Annotated in this window: 17 protein-coding genes; 11 read left to right on the forward strand and 6 right to left on the reverse strand. The window is 61.7% G+C overall.

Going from position 1 to position 16,634, the window contains the following annotated elements; all coding sequences use genetic code 11:
• Window positions 1–48 precede the first annotated feature (48 nt).
• Genes ACFVSI_RS07790 through glmS form a run of 3 tightly spaced genes read right to left on the reverse strand, consistent with a single transcriptional unit; the run spans window position 49 to window position 3,878 of the window.
• Window positions 49–1,626, reverse strand: coding sequence for an NAD(P)H-hydrate dehydratase (locus ACFVSI_RS07790; protein ID WP_387821638.1), 1,578 nt, complete (start codon window positions 1,624–1,626; stop codon window positions 49–51).
• A gap of 16 nt (window positions 1,627–1,642) precedes the next feature.
• A complete protein-coding gene (locus ACFVSI_RS07795) occupies window positions 1,643–1,990 on the reverse strand; it encodes a holo-ACP synthase (protein ID WP_066277757.1) in 348 nt (115 codons plus the stop codon).
• Window positions 1,991–1,994: 4 nt separating this feature from the next.
• The gene (gene glmS, locus ACFVSI_RS07800) at window positions 1,995–3,878 is read right to left on the reverse strand and encodes a glutamine--fructose-6-phosphate transaminase (isomerizing) (RefSeq protein ID WP_387821641.1); all 1,884 of its coding nucleotides are present in this window, start codon (window positions 3,876–3,878) and stop codon (window positions 1,995–1,997) included.
• A gap of 139 nt (window positions 3,879–4,017) precedes the next feature.
• Here glmS and coaA point away from each other — a divergent pair, with 139 nt between their 5' ends.
• Both coaA and ACFVSI_RS07810 read left to right on the forward strand, forming a co-directional pair.
• On the forward strand, window positions 4,018–4,989 hold the full coding sequence (coaA, locus tag ACFVSI_RS07805) for a type I pantothenate kinase (protein WP_144659448.1): 972 nt from the start codon (window positions 4,018–4,020) through the stop codon (window positions 4,987–4,989).
• Window positions 4,990–5,859, forward strand: coding sequence for a D-alanyl-D-alanine carboxypeptidase family protein (locus ACFVSI_RS07810; protein ID WP_387821644.1), 870 nt, complete (start codon window positions 4,990–4,992; stop codon window positions 5,857–5,859).
• Window positions 5,860–5,867: 8 nt separating this feature from the next.
• Here the strand turns inward: ACFVSI_RS07810 and glmM are convergent, their stop codons facing one another.
• The 3 genes from glmM to rplM all read right to left on the reverse strand — a co-directional run bounded on the left by glmM (window position 5,868) and on the right by rplM (window position 8,381).
• The gene (gene glmM / locus ACFVSI_RS07815; protein ID WP_387821647.1) at window positions 5,868–7,232 is read right to left on the reverse strand and encodes a phosphoglucosamine mutase; all 1,365 of its coding nucleotides are present in this window, start codon (window positions 7,230–7,232) and stop codon (window positions 5,868–5,870) included.
• Window positions 7,233–7,389: 157 nt separating this feature from the next.
• The gene (rpsI, locus tag ACFVSI_RS07820) at window positions 7,390–7,899 is read right to left on the reverse strand and encodes a 30S ribosomal protein S9 (RefSeq protein WP_262275591.1); all 510 of its coding nucleotides are present in this window, start codon (window positions 7,897–7,899) and stop codon (window positions 7,390–7,392) included.
• 38 nt (window positions 7,900–7,937) lie between these two features.
• Window positions 7,938–8,381: a 50S ribosomal protein L13 gene (gene rplM / locus ACFVSI_RS07825; protein ID WP_144659444.1), complete on the reverse strand. Its 444-nt coding sequence runs from the start codon at window positions 8,379–8,381 to the stop codon at window positions 7,938–7,940.
• Window positions 8,382–8,686: 305 nt separating this feature from the next.
• On the opposite strand from rplM, the gene ACFVSI_RS07830 reads away from it, so the two are divergent.
• From ACFVSI_RS07830 to ACFVSI_RS07870, 9 genes are all read left to right on the forward strand, one after another.
• On the forward strand, window positions 8,687–9,313 hold the full coding sequence (locus tag ACFVSI_RS07830) for a prepilin peptidase (protein WP_387821743.1): 627 nt from the start codon (window positions 8,687–8,689) through the stop codon (window positions 9,311–9,313).
• A 321-nt stretch (window positions 9,314–9,634) separates the two neighbouring features.
• Entirely contained in the window at window positions 9,635–9,820 is a 186-nt protein-coding gene (locus ACFVSI_RS07835) for a Flp family type IVb pilin (RefSeq protein ID WP_387821651.1), read from the forward strand.
• A 95-nt stretch (window positions 9,821–9,915) separates the two neighbouring features.
• Complete coding sequence (locus ACFVSI_RS07840; protein ID WP_387821654.1) at window positions 9,916–10,314, forward strand: TadE/TadG family type IV pilus assembly protein; 399 nt, start codon at window positions 9,916–9,918, stop codon at window positions 10,312–10,314.
• Between the two features lie 23 nt (window positions 10,315–10,337).
• Window positions 10,338–11,339 carry a TadE/TadG family type IV pilus assembly protein gene (locus ACFVSI_RS07845; protein WP_387821657.1) on the forward strand — a complete coding sequence of 334 codons (1,002 nt, stop codon included), beginning with the start codon at window positions 10,338–10,340 and terminating at the stop codon, window positions 11,337–11,339.
• Between the two features lie 54 nt (window positions 11,340–11,393).
• Complete coding sequence (locus tag ACFVSI_RS07850; protein WP_387821660.1) at window positions 11,394–12,161, forward strand: Flp pilus assembly protein CpaB; 768 nt, start codon at window positions 11,394–11,396, stop codon at window positions 12,159–12,161.
• Window positions 12,158–13,357 carry a CpaE family protein gene (locus tag ACFVSI_RS07855; RefSeq protein ID WP_387821663.1) on the forward strand — a complete coding sequence of 400 codons (1,200 nt, stop codon included), beginning with the start codon at window positions 12,158–12,160 and terminating at the stop codon, window positions 13,355–13,357. The genes ACFVSI_RS07850 and ACFVSI_RS07855 overlap by 4 nt, the downstream gene beginning before the upstream one ends.
• 116 nt (window positions 13,358–13,473) lie before the next feature.
• On the forward strand, window positions 13,474–14,793 hold the full coding sequence (locus ACFVSI_RS07860; RefSeq protein WP_387821746.1) for a CpaF family protein: 1,320 nt from the start codon (window positions 13,474–13,476) through the stop codon (window positions 14,791–14,793).
• Window positions 14,790–15,737, forward strand: a complete 948-nt coding sequence (locus ACFVSI_RS07865; RefSeq protein ID WP_387821666.1) for a type II secretion system F family protein — start codon at window positions 14,790–14,792, stop codon at window positions 15,735–15,737. The genes ACFVSI_RS07860 and ACFVSI_RS07865 overlap by 4 nt, the downstream gene beginning before the upstream one ends.
• 12 nt (window positions 15,738–15,749) lie before the next feature.
• A complete protein-coding gene (locus tag ACFVSI_RS07870; protein ID WP_306843253.1) occupies window positions 15,750–16,628 on the forward strand; it encodes a type II secretion system F family protein in 879 nt (292 codons plus the stop codon).
• Window positions 16,629–16,634 lie beyond the last annotated feature (6 nt).

The raw sequence follows: 16,634 nt of genomic DNA on the forward strand, positions 1-16,634 counted from the left end.
CGAACAACTGTTGCAAGCCTACTCATGACCCTGACAACGACAGCAACCTTACGGTATTGTTCGGTCGTATTCCGCGCTGAGCGAACCCATAACGCGCGGAACGGCCTCTGCGATCGCCGAGGCAGTAATAGGGCCACCATCAAAATCTGCAGAAGCCAGCACTCCAGCCCGCCCGTGGATTCCCGCCGCCACGGCCGCGACAGCAGCCCAGCGGTCCTCGGAAGCCAAACCCAAAGCGGCATACGCGCCGTCGTCGTTTGCCAGCTCTTCGGCGGCCTGCGCCACCAAAGCTCCGAGGACCCCCGCCAGGACGTCGCCGCTCCCGGCGGTCGCCATCCAGGGGGTGCCGTCGGACTGGCTGAAAACAGTTCCCGACGGCGATGCCACCAGGGTGGTGGCACCCTTCAGGAGCACTGTGGCTCCCGTTTGTTGCGCGGCCTGCCGTACGAAGTGCAGTGGACGGGATTCGACGTCGGCACGGGTTACGGCCAGTTCGCCCGTGGAAGGAAGCGAGTCCAGCAACGAAGCGAGTTCACCGGCGTGGGGAGTGAGGATCCAGTGTGGAGGGCAACGGTCCGGCAAGAGGCTCAGCGCACCGGCGTCGACCACAACCGGCAAGTCGTCGCGGAGTGCGGACTCCGCAGCAGCTCCTGCCCGCTCAAGTTGCTCTTGCCCGTCGACGCCTGGACCAACCACCCAAGCCTGCACCCTGCCCGGGTCCTCCGTCTCCCAGAGGGCCTCAGGGGTCCGGCTGAGAACCATTCGGGCCGCTGATTCAGGGCCGAGGTAGCGCACCATGCCCACCCCTGCCAGGGCAGAGACATGCACGCTCAGAACGGCGGCGCCGGCAAAACGGCTGGAGCCTGCAACGATTCCCAAGACGCCCCGTGAGTATTTGTGGGCGCGCCTTGATGGGCGGGGCAACAAAGCGCTCAGGTCCCGGGCCGTGAGCCGGCGCAGTTCCGGTGGCTCGTGCCGCAGCGTGGACTCGATACCGATCTCCACCAGTTCGACCCGGCCGGTGCAGCCTTCACCGGGGTCACTCAGCAGACCGGCTTTGACACCGCCGAAAGTGACTGTGAGATGGGCTTCCAGAACCGGCCAGTGGACCTCGCCCGTGCCTGCATCCAGGCCACTCGGGACATCGCAGGCCACCACCAGCGAGGGCCGGAGTTCCTGGAGCGCCGCCACCAGTTCGGCCGGGGCATCGCGCAAACCGCCGCGGGCGCCTGTACCCAGGAGAGCATCGATGACCACGTCTTCGCCGGCACATAACACCGCGAGTTCTTCCGCGTTGGAGGCTTCGAGGCGTAGAACACGCCCTGCGGCAGCCCGGAAGGCGGCCAGGGCGTCCGCATGAACCGTGTCCGAGGCGAGTATCGCCGTCGTACGCATTCCGCGGCGGGCCAGCTGCGCCGCTGCGTAGAGGCCGTCGCCGCCGTTGTTGCCTTTACCAACAAGGACCGTCGCGCCCGCTCCTGCCAGCCGTCGCTTTTTTCTCACCTCGCGGATCACCGCTTGGGCAAGGCCATACGCTGCCCGCTGCATAAGAACAGCGCCCTCACCGGAGTCCAGGAGCGGTTGTTCCGCGTCCCTGATCTGTTGTCCGGTGAAGGCGCTGATCATGTGTCGATGTGCCCGTCTAGCCCTCGGCGAGGACGGTCGCTGTGGCGATGCCGCCGTCGTGGCTCATGGACAGGTGCCAGCGTTTGACACCCTTGGCCTCAGCCACGGCAAGCACAGTGCCTTTGACCTGGACGGTTGGACCATTCTGGTCGAGGCCGATCCAGCAGTCCTGCCAGTTCATGCCTGCCGGTGCGCCCAGAACCTTGGCAACAGCTTCCTTCGCCGCGAAGCGGGCAGCCAAGGACCGCGTGTTGAGCTCACGCTCGGCTGGCACGAACAGCCTGTCCCTCAGGCCTGGAGTCCGTTCAAGCTGTCGCCCAAACCGCTCAATGTCTACGACGTCTACGCCAATGCCAACAATCATGGCGTTATTCTACGGTCACGCTCTTGGCGAGGTTACGCGGCTGGTCGACGTCGTAACCCTTAGCCCCGGCCAGTTCGGCCGCGAAGATCTGCAGCGGAACCGTGGTGAGCAGCGGCATGAGCAGCGTAGGAGTCTCCGGAACGTAGAACACGTGCTCTGCGTAGTCCTTGACCGACTCGTCGCCCTCTTCAGCGATGACCAGGGTGCGGGCACCGCGTGCGCGGACTTCCTGGATGTTGCTGACCACCTTGGAGTGCAGCGAGTCGCGGCCGCGCGGGGACGGTACGACGACGAAGACCGGCTGGCCGTCATCGATCAGGGCGATCGGACCGTGCTTGAGCTCGCCCGCAGCGAAGCCTTCAGCGTGGATGTAGGCGATTTCCTTGAGCTTCAGCGCACCTTCGAGAGCCACCGGGTAACCCACGTGGCGACCCAGGAACAGCACGGACTTTTCGTCCTTCATGCTGCGGGCGAGCTCGCGAAGGGGTCCTGCGTTGTCGAGGATGGTCTGGATCTTGGCCGGAATCTTGTTGAGGTCCGCGAGGACGTCCTTGATCTGGCCGGAGAAGATGTTGCCGCGCAGCTGGGCCAGGTAGAGGCCCAGGAGGTAGGCGGCAGTGATCTGCGCGAGGAATGCCTTGGTGGACGCAACAGCGATTTCCGGGCCGGCGTGCGTGTACAGCACTGCGTCGGATTCACGGGGAATGGTGGAGCCGTTGGTGTTGCAGATGGAGATCGTCTTGGCGCCCTGTTCGCGGGCGTAGCGGACGGCCATCAGGGTGTCCATGGTTTCACCGGACTGGCTGATGGAAACCACCAGTGTCTTGGCGTCCACAATCGGATCGCGGTAGCGGAACTCGTGGGCGAGCTCCACCTCCGTGGGGATGCGGCACCAGTTCTCGATGGCGTACTTGGCCACCAGGCCGGCATACGCGGCAGTACCACAGGCGAGGACGATGATCTTGTCCACCTGCTTGAGGAGCTCCACGTCGATACGGAGCTCGTCCAGCGTCAGCTGGCCGTTCAGGTCCGAGCGGCCCAGGAGGGTCTGTGCCACGGCGTCCGGCTGGTCGTTGATTTCCTTCTCCATGAAGGAGCTGAAGCCACCCTTTTCGGCCGATGCCGGGTCCCAGTCAACGTGGTATTCCTTGCCTTCGGCAGGTGCGCCAAAGAAGTCGGTGATCTCCACGGAGTCCGCGGTGATGGTGACGATCTGGTCCTGGCCCAGTTCCACGGCGCGGCGCGTGTAGTCAATGAAGCCGGAGACGTCGGAGCCGAGGAAGTTCTCGCCGTCGCCCAGGCCCACTACCAGGGGTGAGTTGCGTCGGGCAGCAACCACGACGTCGGGCTGGTCCGCGTGCACGGCCAGGAGAGTGAAGGCACCCTCAAGTCGCTGGCAGGCGAGGCGCATCGCTTCAGTGAGGTTGCCGCCGTCGCCCTTGAGCTGGTTCCGGAAGATGTCGCCCAAAAGGGCGGCAGCCACTTCAGTGTCGGTCTCGGATTCGAACGTGACACCCTTGGCGAGCAGTTCCTGGCGGAGCTCAGCGAAGTTCTCAATGATGCCGTTGTGGATGACAGCCAGGCGGCCACCATCAGAGAGGTGGGGGTGCGCGTTACGGTCGGTGGGGCCACCGTGCGTGGCCCACCGGGTGTGGCCAATGCCCGTCATGGACTTGGGAACGGGGTGAGCTTCAAGTTCCTCGACCAGATTGCTCAGCTTGCCGGACTTTTTACGCGATGAGATTGCCCCATCGGCTACTACTGCGACGCCGGCGGAGTCATAGCCGCGGTACTCCAGACGGCGCAGCCCTTCCACTACGACGTCCAGGGCGCTGTAACCAGCTGCCTCGCGAGACGAATTGCCAACATAGCCTACGATTCCACACATGGATACAAGCCTAGCGGCTTCTGCAAACAACTGACGTGGGACATCCTATTTCCAAGCCGTGTTAGCGCCCTGTCAAGAACGCACAATTCACCCCTTGGTCATCGCGCATTTCCTGATCAGCCGCGCGGAGGGCAGAATCATGATCGTGACTTTGCAACGCACCGAAGCTAATGGCGACGGCGCTTCCCCGTTTGTTGAGCTGGACCGTCAAACCTGGTCCAGGCTCGCGGCGCAGATGGAGCAGCCCCTCAACGAAGAGGACATTTTCCGCCTGCGGGGGCTCGGAGATCCCTTGGACATGAAGGAAGTCAGGGAGGTTTACCTGCCCCTGTCCAGGCTCCTTCACCTCTACGTCCAAGCCTCGCACCAGCTGCACGCGGCAACCACTACCTTCCTCGGTGAGCAGACCCAGCGCACGCCATTTGTGATCGGCGTCGCCGGTTCCGTGGCGGTCGGCAAGTCCACCATCGCCCGCGTACTCCGCGAGATGCTGCGCCGCTGGCCGGGCACACCCAACGTCGAACTCATCACGACGGACGGCTTCCTCTACCCGCTGGCTGAGCTCAAGCGCCGCCACCTACTCGAACGCAAGGGTTTCCCTGAGTCCTACGACCGACGCGGGCTTCTCCGCTTCGTTTCGGAGGTCAAGGGCGGGGCTGAGGAAGTCCGGGCGCCGTGGTACTCGCACGTTACCTACGACATCGTGCCGGGCAAGGAAGTCGTCGTACGGCGCCCCGACGTCCTGATCGTCGAGGGCCTGAACGTGCTGGCCCCGGCGCGGCCCCGCATGGACGGAAAACAAGGCCTGGCGATCAGTGACTTCTTCGACTTTTCCATCTACGTCGACGCCAAGACCTCTTACATCGAGGAATGGTACGTGGACCGCTTCCGGAAGCTGCGGAGCACCGCTTTCGCCCAGCCCGAGTCCTACTTCCACCGGTACGCCACCTTGTCCGACGAAGACGCCGAATCCACCGCCCGGGGCATCTGGAAGCGCATCAACGAGCCCAACCTGAAGGAAAACGTCCTGCCGACGCGTGGGCGCGCACAGCTTGTGCTCACCAAGGATGCGGACCACTCCATCCGGCGCATGCTGTTAAGGAAGGTCTAGTTGCCCACCGAAAACACTCCGTTGCCCAGCCGCCGGGCTTTCGCGGGGCTTCTCACCGCCGGAGCCGGGCTGGCCGCCCTGACCGCCTGCACGGCGCAAAACGGCATACCCTCCCCCGCTGCGGCTACAACTCCGGTCCAGGCTGAGATTACGCCGTCAGCTGCAGCTTCCAGTAGCGCTGCTGCACCCACTGCTGAGCCAACGGTAGAGCCAACAGCCACTGCGGAGCCCACCGCCAGTCCGGTTCCGTCCAGCACCCTGAAGACCCAGTACTCGTTGACCGACCCCACCAGCCCCTGGGTCATCGTCAATAAGCACCGTCCCTTGAACCCGCAGAACTTTGTGCCCGCAGATTTGGTGCAGCCGGCCGTACGGCTCGCCGTCAGCGGAGAAGCCGCACTGCTGAACAGCACGACGGCGGCTGCCGCAGAAAAGATGTTCGGCGCTGCTGCTTCGGAGGGCGTCATCATGACGTTGGCTTCGGGCTACCGCTCCTACACCACCCAGGTGTCCACGTACAACGGATATGTTGCCAGCACCGGGCAGGCCGCGGCCGACCGTGCTTCGGCGCGCCCGGGCCACTCAGAGCACCAGACGGGTTGGGCTTTCGATATCGGCGACGGTGGCGGAGCCTGCAGCTTCCAGCCATGCTTCGCCGAGCAACCGGCAGCCATCTGGGCCAAGGCCAATGCACCCAAGTACGGATTCGTCGTCAGGTACCCCTGGATGTTCCATGACACCACAGGCTACTTCTACGAGTCCTGGCACCTGAGGTATATCGGAGTCGATGCCGCGGTGGACATGGCCACACGCGGCATCGCGACTCTCGAAGAATACTTCGGGCTTGAGGCAGCGCCGGACTACCTTTAGCTCCGTTCCTAGACGGCCATCTCGCTGGAAGCGCCCAAACGCTCCTTGACCACTGCTGCGAGCTCCGTGCAGATGCGTTCGGCGGTTTCCATGTCCGCCGCTTCCACCATCACGCGGACCAGTGCCTCCGTGCCCGAGGGACGGAGCAGCACGCGGCCGGTTTCGCCGAGTTCCAGCTCGGCTGCGGCCACAGCCGCGGCCACTCCTTCGTCGGTGGCGGCGCGGGCCTTGTCGACGCCCTTGACGTTGATCATGAGCTGCGGGAGCTTGGTCATCACGCCGGCAAGCTCCTGGAGGGAGCGTCCTGTGAGGGCCACCTGCGCGGCAAGCTGCAGACCGGTCAGGACGCCGTCGCCTGTGGTTGCGTAGTCGGAGAAGATCACGTGGCCGGACTGTTCGCCGCCCAGGTTGTAACCGCCGTCGCGCATTTCCTCCAGTACGTAGCGGTCACCCACACCGGTTTCACGGATGGTGATGCCGGCATCGCGGAGGGCGATCTTGAGGCCAAGGTTGCTCATGACCGTGGCAACCAGGATGTCGTCCTTGAGCTTTCCTGCCTTCTTGAGGGCCAGCGCCAGGATCGCCATGATCTGGTCACCGTCCACTTCGTTGCCTTCGTGGTCGACGGCAAGGCAGCGGTCAGCATCGCCGTCGTGCGCTACGCCGAGGTCGGCGCCGTGCATGACGACAGCTTCCTTCAGGGGACCCAGGTGGGTCGAACCCACGCCCTCGTTGATGTTCAGGCCATCGGGTTCGGCACCGATCACCACGACGTCCGCGCCGGCGTCCTTGAACACCTGGGGCGAGCAGCCGCTCGCGGCGCCGTGGGCGCAGTCCAGCACCACTTTCAGGCCGTCCAGGCGCTTCGGGAGCGTGCCGAGCAGGTGGACGATGTAGCGGTCCTCGGCGTCCGAGAAGCGCTGGATGCGTCCGACGTCGGCGCCTACGGGCCGCTGCGGCTCTTTGCCCAGCTGCGCCTCGATAGCGTCCTCGACGTCGTCGGGCAGCTTCTGACCGCCCCGAGCGAAGAACTTGATTCCGTTGTCCGGCGCAGGATTGTGGGAGGCGGACAGCATGACTCCGAAGTCGGCGTCGAGGTCTGCCACCAGGTAAGCCGCGGCGGGGGTGGGGAGAACACCGGCGTCGTAGACGTCGATACCGGAGCTGGAAAGCCCGGCCTCCACGGCGGCGGCGAGGAATTCACCGCTGGCCCTGGGGTCCCTGGCGACTACCGCCCGGGGCCGTTTTCCGTCTGTCGCGCGGTCATGGCCGAGTACGACGGCGGCCGCCTGCGCGAGCTGCATCGCCAGTTCAGCGGTGAGTAATCCGTTCGCGAGACCGCGCACGCCATCTGTTCCAAATAATCTAGACATCGGGTCAAGTTTAGACGACGCCACGGCACCAGCTGTTCATCGGGGCTTGGGAGCGTCCCCTCCCGGCCTACCTTTGCGGCGTGTTTAAACGGCGGAAGCCCGCCCCACCGAATGGATGGGACGGGCCTCCGATACCCCTGACGTGGGGCGAAGCGAATTAACGCTTGGAGTACTGCTGGGCCTTGCGTGCCTTCTTGAGACCGGCCTTCTTACGCTCGATGACGCGGGCGTCACGAGTCAGGAAGCCAGCCTTCTTGAGGGTGGCGCGGTTGTTCTCGACGTCGATCTCGTTCAGCGAACGGGCGATGCCGAGGCGCAGTGCACCAGCCTGGCCGGAGGGGCCACCGCCGTGGATGCGGGCGATGACGTCGTAAGCACCTTCGAGGTCAAGAACGCGGAACGGTTCGTTGACATCCTGCTGGTGCAGCTTGTTCGGGAAGTAGTTGGCCAGCTCGCGGCCGTTGATGATCCACTTGCCGGAACCCGGAACAACGCGAACGCGTGCAACGGCTTCCTTGCGGCGGCCAACAGCTGCACCGGCAACGGTCAGTGCCGGGCGCTCCTTCTTGGGAGCGTCTTCAGCAGCGGCGCTGCTTTCAGAGGTGTAGCTGGTGAGGTTTTCCTCAGCCTCGACGGCTTCGGCGGTCAGTTCTTCGTTCTGAGCCACGGTTCTCCTTGTAATGAAAAGTTGGTTGGTGGCCAGGACTACTGGGCGACCTGGGTGATTTCGAAAGTCTTGGGCTGCTGTGCCGCGTGGGGGTGCTCGGAGCCTGCGTAGACCTTGAGCTTGCCCAGCTGCTGAGCTGCCAGGGAGTTCTTGGGGAGCATGCCCTTGATGGCCTTCTCAACAGCGCGAACCGGGTTGGATTCCAGCAGCTCGGCGTAGTTGACGGAGGTCAGGCCGCCCGGGTAACCGGAGTGGCGGTATGCGCGCTTCTGCTCCAGCTTGGCGCCGGTGAGGGCAACCTTTTCAGCGTTGATGATGATGACGAAGTCGCCCATGTCCATGTGGGACGCATAGGTCGGCTTGTGCTTTCCGCGCAGCAGTGTTGCGGTCTGGCTGGCAAGACGACCAAGGACAACGTCGGTGGCGTCAATGACGTGCCACTGGCGGTTGATATCGCCGGGCTTCGGGGTGTACGTACGCACGGTTTTGCCTCGTTCTTGTTCTGGCGTTCATGTTTTAGGCGACACGCAGTGAGTCGTGTACCTACTATGTATGCGCTACCGGAGCAGAGGTGAGGGCTCTATGTACCAGTCATCCCAAGATCTCGAAATGCCTCCGGAGTTAGCGATCCTGCAACTGGATCCCCCTGAAGGCATGTGTCATCGAGATAGGACACGCACAACGACTCTAAACAATACCGGTAACGAGGCGTCCGGGTCAAAATGGGGTTAGACCGCCCGGGGGTACCTGTGTTAATGAGGGAGAGCACGTGACTGACGGACTTGCCATGCCACTCCTGCTTGCGCTTGCCGGCTTGCTGCTCAGCCCGCTGTGCGAGCTGCTCATCGCCCGCTCGCTGCCGCGGCTCGGCGGCCTGCCTCCCCTTAAGGTACGGATCACGACGGCGGCGCTTACCGCATTGCTCTTCGCTTTGCTTGGGTGGCGGCTTGGAGTTTCGCCGGAATTGCCGGCCTTTCTTTTATTGGCAGTCTTAGGCGTTCAACTTTCCCGCATTGATTTCACGCTTCATTTGCTTCCCAATCCCCTTGTCCTGGTCCTTCTTGCCGGCGCCCTGGGGCTCCTGGCACTTTCCTCCGTGCTTGATCCGGGCTGGGTTGACCTGCTCCGGGCACTCGCCGGGGGCTTCATACTCTTCGTTGGCTACCTGATTTTGGGACTTATTTCGCCGGGAGCCCTCGGAATGGGCGATGTGAAGCTCGCCGCACCAGTTGGAATGTACTTGGGCTACTTGGGTTGGCAGCAAGTACTCTTCGGCGGCTTGCTGGGATTCGTGGTGGGCGGGGTGCTGACGGTGCTCATGTTGCGGTTGCGATCCGCGGAAAAACCAGCAGAAACGGCTCATGGACCCGCAATGGTCCTCGCGGCCTTCGGCGTGATCCTCGCCCTGCACTGAGCCTGGCTGAGTACGTGCTCTTCTCTCCTCATGGCCGCTCTCTGATTAGTAAGGCTCCTGCTAAAACCAAGTAGTTCCTGCTTGTTCAGCCACCGAAACTGAGTACTTGGCTCCCCAACGCTCACCGGGCAGGTAATCCATGCCCAAATAAATCGAGTACGGCTACGCATTGTGGCTTATGCCGTGGCTGGGCAATTCTTGAGTCATCGAATTCCGAACGGCCAAGGAAACAAAAGAGGCGGTTTGGGAACGAGGCAAATTCCGCAATTTGCTGGCCTTATAAATGTCATCCACATAATCATTTCTGGGAAGGATTTTCCAATGTCTGCTTTCATGATCAACACCATCGCTTTCATCGCCGGCGTCAAGGACCGCTTCACGAAGGAAGAGAAGGGCGCAACGATGGTTGAATACGGCCTCATCGTCGCCGCCATCGCGGTCGTCGTCGGCGGCGCTGCCGTCCTGCTCGGCGGACGTGTCAGCCTTCTGTTCGGCGGCATCCTCTAGCTCTGGTCTGCGACGTGGTTGGTCGCGGCTGCCGCTTGGCAACCACGGCCAACCCGTTGCTTTAAAAACACTCTCTGTTGGATCTGGGACCGGAGATGAACGTGAAATCCACAACGAATGAGCGGGGCGCTGCAGCCGTGGAATTGGCCCTGATACTGCCACTCTTGCTGCTGATCCTGTTCGGAATCATGGAGTTTGGACGTGCATACAACGTCCAGGTTTCCCTCACGCAAGCTGCTCGTGAAGGAGCGCGCTATGCGGCTGTGCATTACCAGGAAGGCGGCCTTAACGTCTCCGGAGCAGCTTTGTCCGCCGCGCCGGCCCTGAACGGCCTCGGCGTTAGCGTCACGGACAATGCTTCCAGCTGCGCTCCTGGTTCCAACGTCAAGGTAACCACCAGCGTTACGTTGCCATCGATGACCGGTTTCCTGGATGGAATCGGCATCTTTCCCCTCAACCTCTCGGGAGTGGGGGTGATGAGATGCGGTGGCTGACCAAGCTTCGGCCACCCACTGGGGTGGAGGCTCGCACGACCTCTGACGAGCAGGGAGCCTCCACGGTCATTGTTGCAGTGCTCATGGTGGTTCTTCTCGGCTTCGCCGCCTTGGCTATCGACGTGGGAGCTGTTTACGCCGAAAAAGCGCAACTACAGAATGGCGCAGATTCCGGCGCGCTTGCCATCGCTACCGGGTGCGCCAAGGGCAGCTGTGGAAACACGGCAACCACGGCTAACCAATTTGCCAACAGCAACGCCAACGACAACACCAGCGGCGCTGCTGTCACTTTTCCTGCGGCGACCACGGTCCGCGTAGTAACCAACGCCCGTGATAACAGCGGCCAGAACAGTTTGTCACTGTACTTCGCCCAAGTTTTGGGGTTTGAGACTGCCGCAGTGACAGCCACGGCGGAAGCGTCCTGGGGCGCTCCGTCAAGTGCAACGACTCTGCCCTGGACGGTCAGCGAGTGCGTCTTCAAGAAGTACCTGTCACCGTCCCAGCTGGCCTCGTTGAACTCCACAGGTAACTTTTCCGGCGATCCCATCCCCACGCACGTGACGCTTCGTTATGACACAAATGCGCCCGCTGTGGGCGGATGCGTTGCACAGAACGGTTATCAGCCGGGTGGATTCGGCTGGCTGGAAACCACGTCAGCGTGCTCGACAAACATCAGCGTCGGCGCTGTCGTTCAGGGCCAACCCGGCAATCATTTCCCCAACGGAGCGACCTGCAATACGGTGCTTGCCCACATCATGGACCAGCCCGCGTTGATACCGCTTTTCAAGACAGCGGCCCAAAACGGAAACAAGACCAAGTACACATTGGTCGGGTTCGCCGCATTCCAGGTGACCGGTTACAAATTCGATGGGGGCCAGAAATTGGACCCAGCTGCGCCCAATTGCACCAACAACTGCAGGGCAATACAGGGATATTTCTCCCGTTTCGTGTCACTCGAAGAAGCTTCTCAAGTCTCCGGTGGCATACCCAACTATGGAGCGTCGGTGGTAACGCTCACCAAATAGGCGCTCTCCGGGTGCCTGCCATCAATCTCACGAGAACTCGAAGGGAGTTACCAAGTGAAAACACGCCTACTGGGAGGCATTGCCGCACTGCTGTTGGCAGTCATAGGCACCGTATTGCTGGTCACCTATGTACAGGGAGCAGACAAGCGGGCGCAGCAAGGGCTTGATCCCGTAAACGTACTAGTCGTCAAAGAACACATTGCAGCCGGCACCAAGGCCGAGGACATAGGGTCCAAAGTCAAGATGGAGACGCTGCCGCAATCCGCCGTCGCATCGGGAGCCGTGAGCGCCTTGTCCGATCAAAAGGGCAAGGTCACATCCGCGGACCTTCAGCCAGGCGAACAACTGCTGGAACTGAAAATGGTGAGCCCGAAGGATCTGGTTCCGGGAACCGTCCCTGTCCCTGAGGGTCTGCAGGAAACAACCTTCGTGCTGGCCCCCGAGCGCATGCTCGGCGGCCGAATCGAGGCCGGCGACACGGTGACGGTTTTCGCTTCGTTCAAGCTGGATGAAGCCATAGCCGCTGGCGCCAACGTCCCGCAAAACCTGGCAGGCTGGAAGAACTTTACAGAGCTGCTTTACCACGACGTCCTGGTGACGGCGGTTCAGCAGGCGGCACCTGATTCCGAAAAGTCAGCCGGAACGGACAAAGCCGTCGCCCTGCCCAACGGCTCGGCGTACGTGACCGTGGCATTGAGCGATGCCAACGCAGCCAAGATGGTCTTCGGTTCGGAATTCGGCACTTTATGGCTTTCCAAGCAGACAGCCAAGACGGCAAAAAGCGACCCGCCGACGACAACCTTCGGAGGGCTGGTCCAATGAGCCGTTTCGTAGCCATCACCGCCGTTCGCGACTTTGAAGGACGCGTTCGCCAAGCAATCACCGGGGCGCTTCACGGTGACCTGCAGACCCTGGCTCCAGCAGTCCTCCAGGCAGGCACTGACGAAATCTTCAATCAGCTCACGGGGGCACCACCCGAGGTGATGATCCTCGGCCCCGGAGTCAACCCTGACGATGCCTTCAAGCTGGCAACGGTGATTGACCTCCAGTACCCGGAAATAAGCCTTCTGATGGTCGCCGATCCCACTGCTGAGATTGTGCTGAAAGCCATGCACGCAGGGGTCAGGGATGTCGTGTCACCCGAAGCGGAGGTGAATGAGCTTCGAGTACTTCTGGAGCGCGCGTGCTTGGCTGCGGCCAGTCGGCGACGCGGCATGCAGCCCGCTGCCGATTCCGGGCAGGAACGGGGTAGGGTCATTGCCGTCATGTCTCCCAAGGGCGGCGTGGGGAAAACTACCGTTGCCACGAATCTCGCCATTGGGCTGGGAACCCTCGCACCGATGAGCGTGGTGATCGTGGATCTGGACCTGCAGTTCGGCGACGTCGCTTCCGGTCTGATGCTGGAGCCGGAGCACTCCATAACCGAGGCAGTGCACGGAGCTGCGGCCCAGGACTCCATGGTCCTCAAGGCGTTCCTGACCGTCCACCCGGCCGGAATCTACGCCCTATGCGCACCCCGGAAGCCATCGGACTCGGACTACATCACTGCCGATCACGTCACCCGGCTCCTCACCCAATTGGCCAGTGAATTCAAGTACGTGGTGGTGGATACCGCCCCAGGTCTTGGGGAGCACTGCCTTGCGACCTTGGAATTGGCCACCGACGGCGTCTGGGTGTGTGGGATGGACGTTCCAAGCATCCGGGGCCTTCGAAAGAGTTTCAGCGTCCTGAAAGAACTCCAGCTCCTCCCGCAGGGCCGGCACACTGTGTTGAACTTTGCGGACCGTAAGAGTGGACTGTCTGTGCAGGACGTCGAGGCGACCATCGGAGTGCCTGTCGATACCGTGATACCGCGATCAAGGACGCTCCCCTACTCCACCAACCGTGGCATTCCCGTGTTGCAAGGAACAGCCAGGGATACAGCCATCAAGGGGTTACGAAAGCTGGTTCAGCGCTTCGATCCGAGGCTGGAGTCGGCGCCGCACAACAAGTTGCACCGAAGGGTGGTCGTCTCATGAAATTGTCCGAGAGGCTTTCGAAGAACAATCCGCTTTCCGTCGCCCCCGGGGAACCACATGCTCCAGGAACAATAACGGACGGCGAATGGGCCACCCCGCCTACACCAACGACTCCCATGCTGGGTGGTGCACCGGCAACTCCTGCCGTGGATGCCTTGGCCGGGTTAAAGAGGCGGGCTGCGGACTCCCTTTTTGAGCGCATTGGAAGCAGGATCGCAGATGCCTCATCCTCTGAAGAGGACCTCCGCTCGTTCGCCGTGGAAGAGCTTTCAGCGGTGATCGACGACGAACAGGTTCCTCTTTCGCCGGAGGAACGACGCCGGCTCATCCGTGAGATCTCCGACGAAGTGATGGGTTACGGTCCCTTGCAGAGGTTGCTGGAGGATCCCTCAGTCACGGAAGTCATGGTAAACCGTTTCGATCAGATCTACGTGGAGCGTCACGGACAGTTGACCCTGACGGAACTCCAATTCAGCTCGGATGACCATCTGAGGAAGGTGATCGAAAGAATCGTTTCCAAGGTCGGACGCCGTATCGACGAATCTTCTCCGTTGGTGGATGCCCGCTTGGAAGACGGCTCCCGTGTCAACGCGATCATTCCTCCCCTTGCAGTCAATGGACCCTCCCTCACCATCAGGAAATTCAGCCATGTTCCTTTGACTGTTCGAAACCTGATCGATTGGGGCTCGATGAGCCAGGAGATGGCGGAGCTGCTCACTGCGTGCGTTCGGGCCCGTCTCAATGTCATCGTCTCCGGCGGCACAGGCACGGGCAAAACGACCTTGCTGAATGTCCTGTCATCATTCATTCCGGAATCAGACCGCATCGTGACCATCGAAGATGCCGTGGAGCTCCAGCTGCAACAACGCCACGTCGTCCGGCTGGAGAGCCGCCCACCCAATATCGAAGGCAAGGGCGCCATCAGCATTCGCGATCTGGTCCGTAACTCGCTGCGTATGCGTCCCGATCGGATCATAGTCGGAGAGGTACGCGGCGGTGAGTCCCTGGACATGCTTCAAGCCATGAACACCGGCCACGACGGATCGCTGTCCACCGTGCACGCAAACTCTCCCCGGGATGCGATTGCCCGCTTGGAAACGCTTGTGCTCATGGCCGGGATGGACCTTCCGCTCCGGGCGATCCGTGAACAAGTGTCTTCGGCAGTCGATCTGATTGTTCAGGTCACCCGCTTACGTGACGGAAGCCGACGCATAACCCACGTTACTGAGGTCCAAGGGATGGAAGGGGACGTAGTGACACTGCAGGACGCGTTCCTCTTCGACTATTCGGCGGGGCTGGATGCCCAAGGAAGGTTTTTGGGCCGGGCTGTTCCCACCGGGATGCGTCCTCGTTTCCTGGACCGATTCGCCGAGCTTGGCATTCAGGTTTCGCCTGCGGCCTTCGGTGTCGCCTCAGTGCCCGTGGGGAGGCGATGACTGTGGATTCTCCAAGCGCGTTTTTCCTGGCCATCGCCTTGTGCGTGGGTGCACTCGTCATCCTTGTGGTGGTTGTCCTTAAACCGCAACGCAGCAGTATCCCCATTGAACGACGCCGACTGGATGCCCCCACAGATACGTCAGCCGTGGGCCTGGTATCCGAGACTGCTGTCAGATTCATGGGCACCGCGCTCGGACGCTCGGGAGGACCATTCAACAGGGAGGTTCTCTATCAAGCAGGTGTCAAGCAGGCGCCGGCCGATTTCATGGTGCTTGTGGCCGCCAGCGCAGTCGTTACCGCGGTAGTCGGTTCCCTGGTTTTCGGCGTCTTTGGCGGCATCTTTTTGGCCGTGTTGGTCCCTTTCCTGGCGAAACTGGTCCTGGTCCTCAAGACACAGAAACGCCGTGCAAAATTCGAGCTGCAACTGACGGACACTATCCAGATGCTGATTGGTGGCCTCCGTGTGGGGCACGGAATCATGAGGTCTTTGCAGGCTGCGGCACAAGAGTCGCAAGCCCCGACGTCCGAAGAGTTGAGCCGCATCGTCAACGAGGTGAGAGTCGGCAAGGACCCGCGCCAAGCGATAGAGGATTGCGCGGCCCGCATGGACAGCGAGGATTTCCAGTGGATTGGTCAAGCCATCCAGATCAACCGCGAAGTGGGCGGCGACTTGGCCGAGGTTCTCGAGCAGGTCGAGGGAACCATCAGGGAACGCAGTGAAATCAAGGGTCACGTACGCGCCCTCAGCGCCGAAGGCAAGATGTCGGCAGTAGTTCTGATGATCCTGCCTGTCGCGGTGGGGATGTTCATGTCAGTGCTGAACCCCGATTATCTGAAACTCTTCACAGGCCACCCATTGGGGATCGCCATGATCGTCATCAGCGTGATCCTGTTCGCCGTCGGCGGTTTCTGGATGAGCCGCACCGTGAAGATCAAGTTCTAGGAGATAAAGCTCATGACTCCCATCGCATGGCTGATTATCGCGGTCATCGTGCTGCCTCTTGCATATTTTGCGTGGTCCCTGATCAGCATCGACCGTAAGGGTATCGTCGCAATTCAGACCAACCTCGGTTCCGGCTTCACGCAAGGTGGTGGTGTGAATCTGCAACGCCCACCTCTCCTGCTGGGTGTTGCCCGGAAGCTGACCCCTGGAAGCTACGAGGCCAAGCTCGATCACTGGCTTGCCCTCGCCGGGCGTCCAATGTCAATGCCGCTCCCCAGGCTGTTGTCCTTGAAGCCGGCCTTGGCGCTGGCCGGAGCAGCCGCCGGTACGCTCCTGTTTCTCGTCAGCCCAGGGCCAGGGATTTTAGGCCTGGCAATATTTCTTACACTGTTCCTCTATTTCCTGCCCGACCTCCTGATCTACAACACGGGCCTCAAACGGCAGGAAGCCATCAAGCTGGAATTTCCGAACACCTTGGATCAAATGCTGATTTCGGTGGAGGCGGGACTCGGATTCGAAGCCGCCATGGAACGGACCGCAGCTCAGGGAACCGGTCCCCTGCCCCAGGAGCTGATACGCACGCTGCAGGACATCCAAGTGGGCCGGCCCCGGCAGGAGTCTTACGAAGCCCTTGCCGAGCGGTGCGCTGTACCGGACATCCGCAGCTTCGTCCTTGCAGTCATCCAGGCCGATAAATACGGGATCGGTATCGCCAATGTGCTTCGGGCCCAGGCCAAGAAGGCGCGCGTCAGGCGGCGTCAGAGCGCCGAAGAAAAGGCGATGAAACTCCCCGTCAAGGTGCTCTTCCCGTTGCTGTTCTGCATCTTCCCGGTGCTGTTCATAGTCCTTCTGGGTCCCGCGGCCATCAGGATCATTCAGGCCTTCAGCTGATCCTTC

Source organism: Paenarthrobacter sp. NPDC057981 (genome assembly GCF_042886835.1).
In the GTDB taxonomy this organism is placed as follows: Bacteria; Actinomycetota; Actinomycetes; order Actinomycetales; family Micrococcaceae; genus Arthrobacter.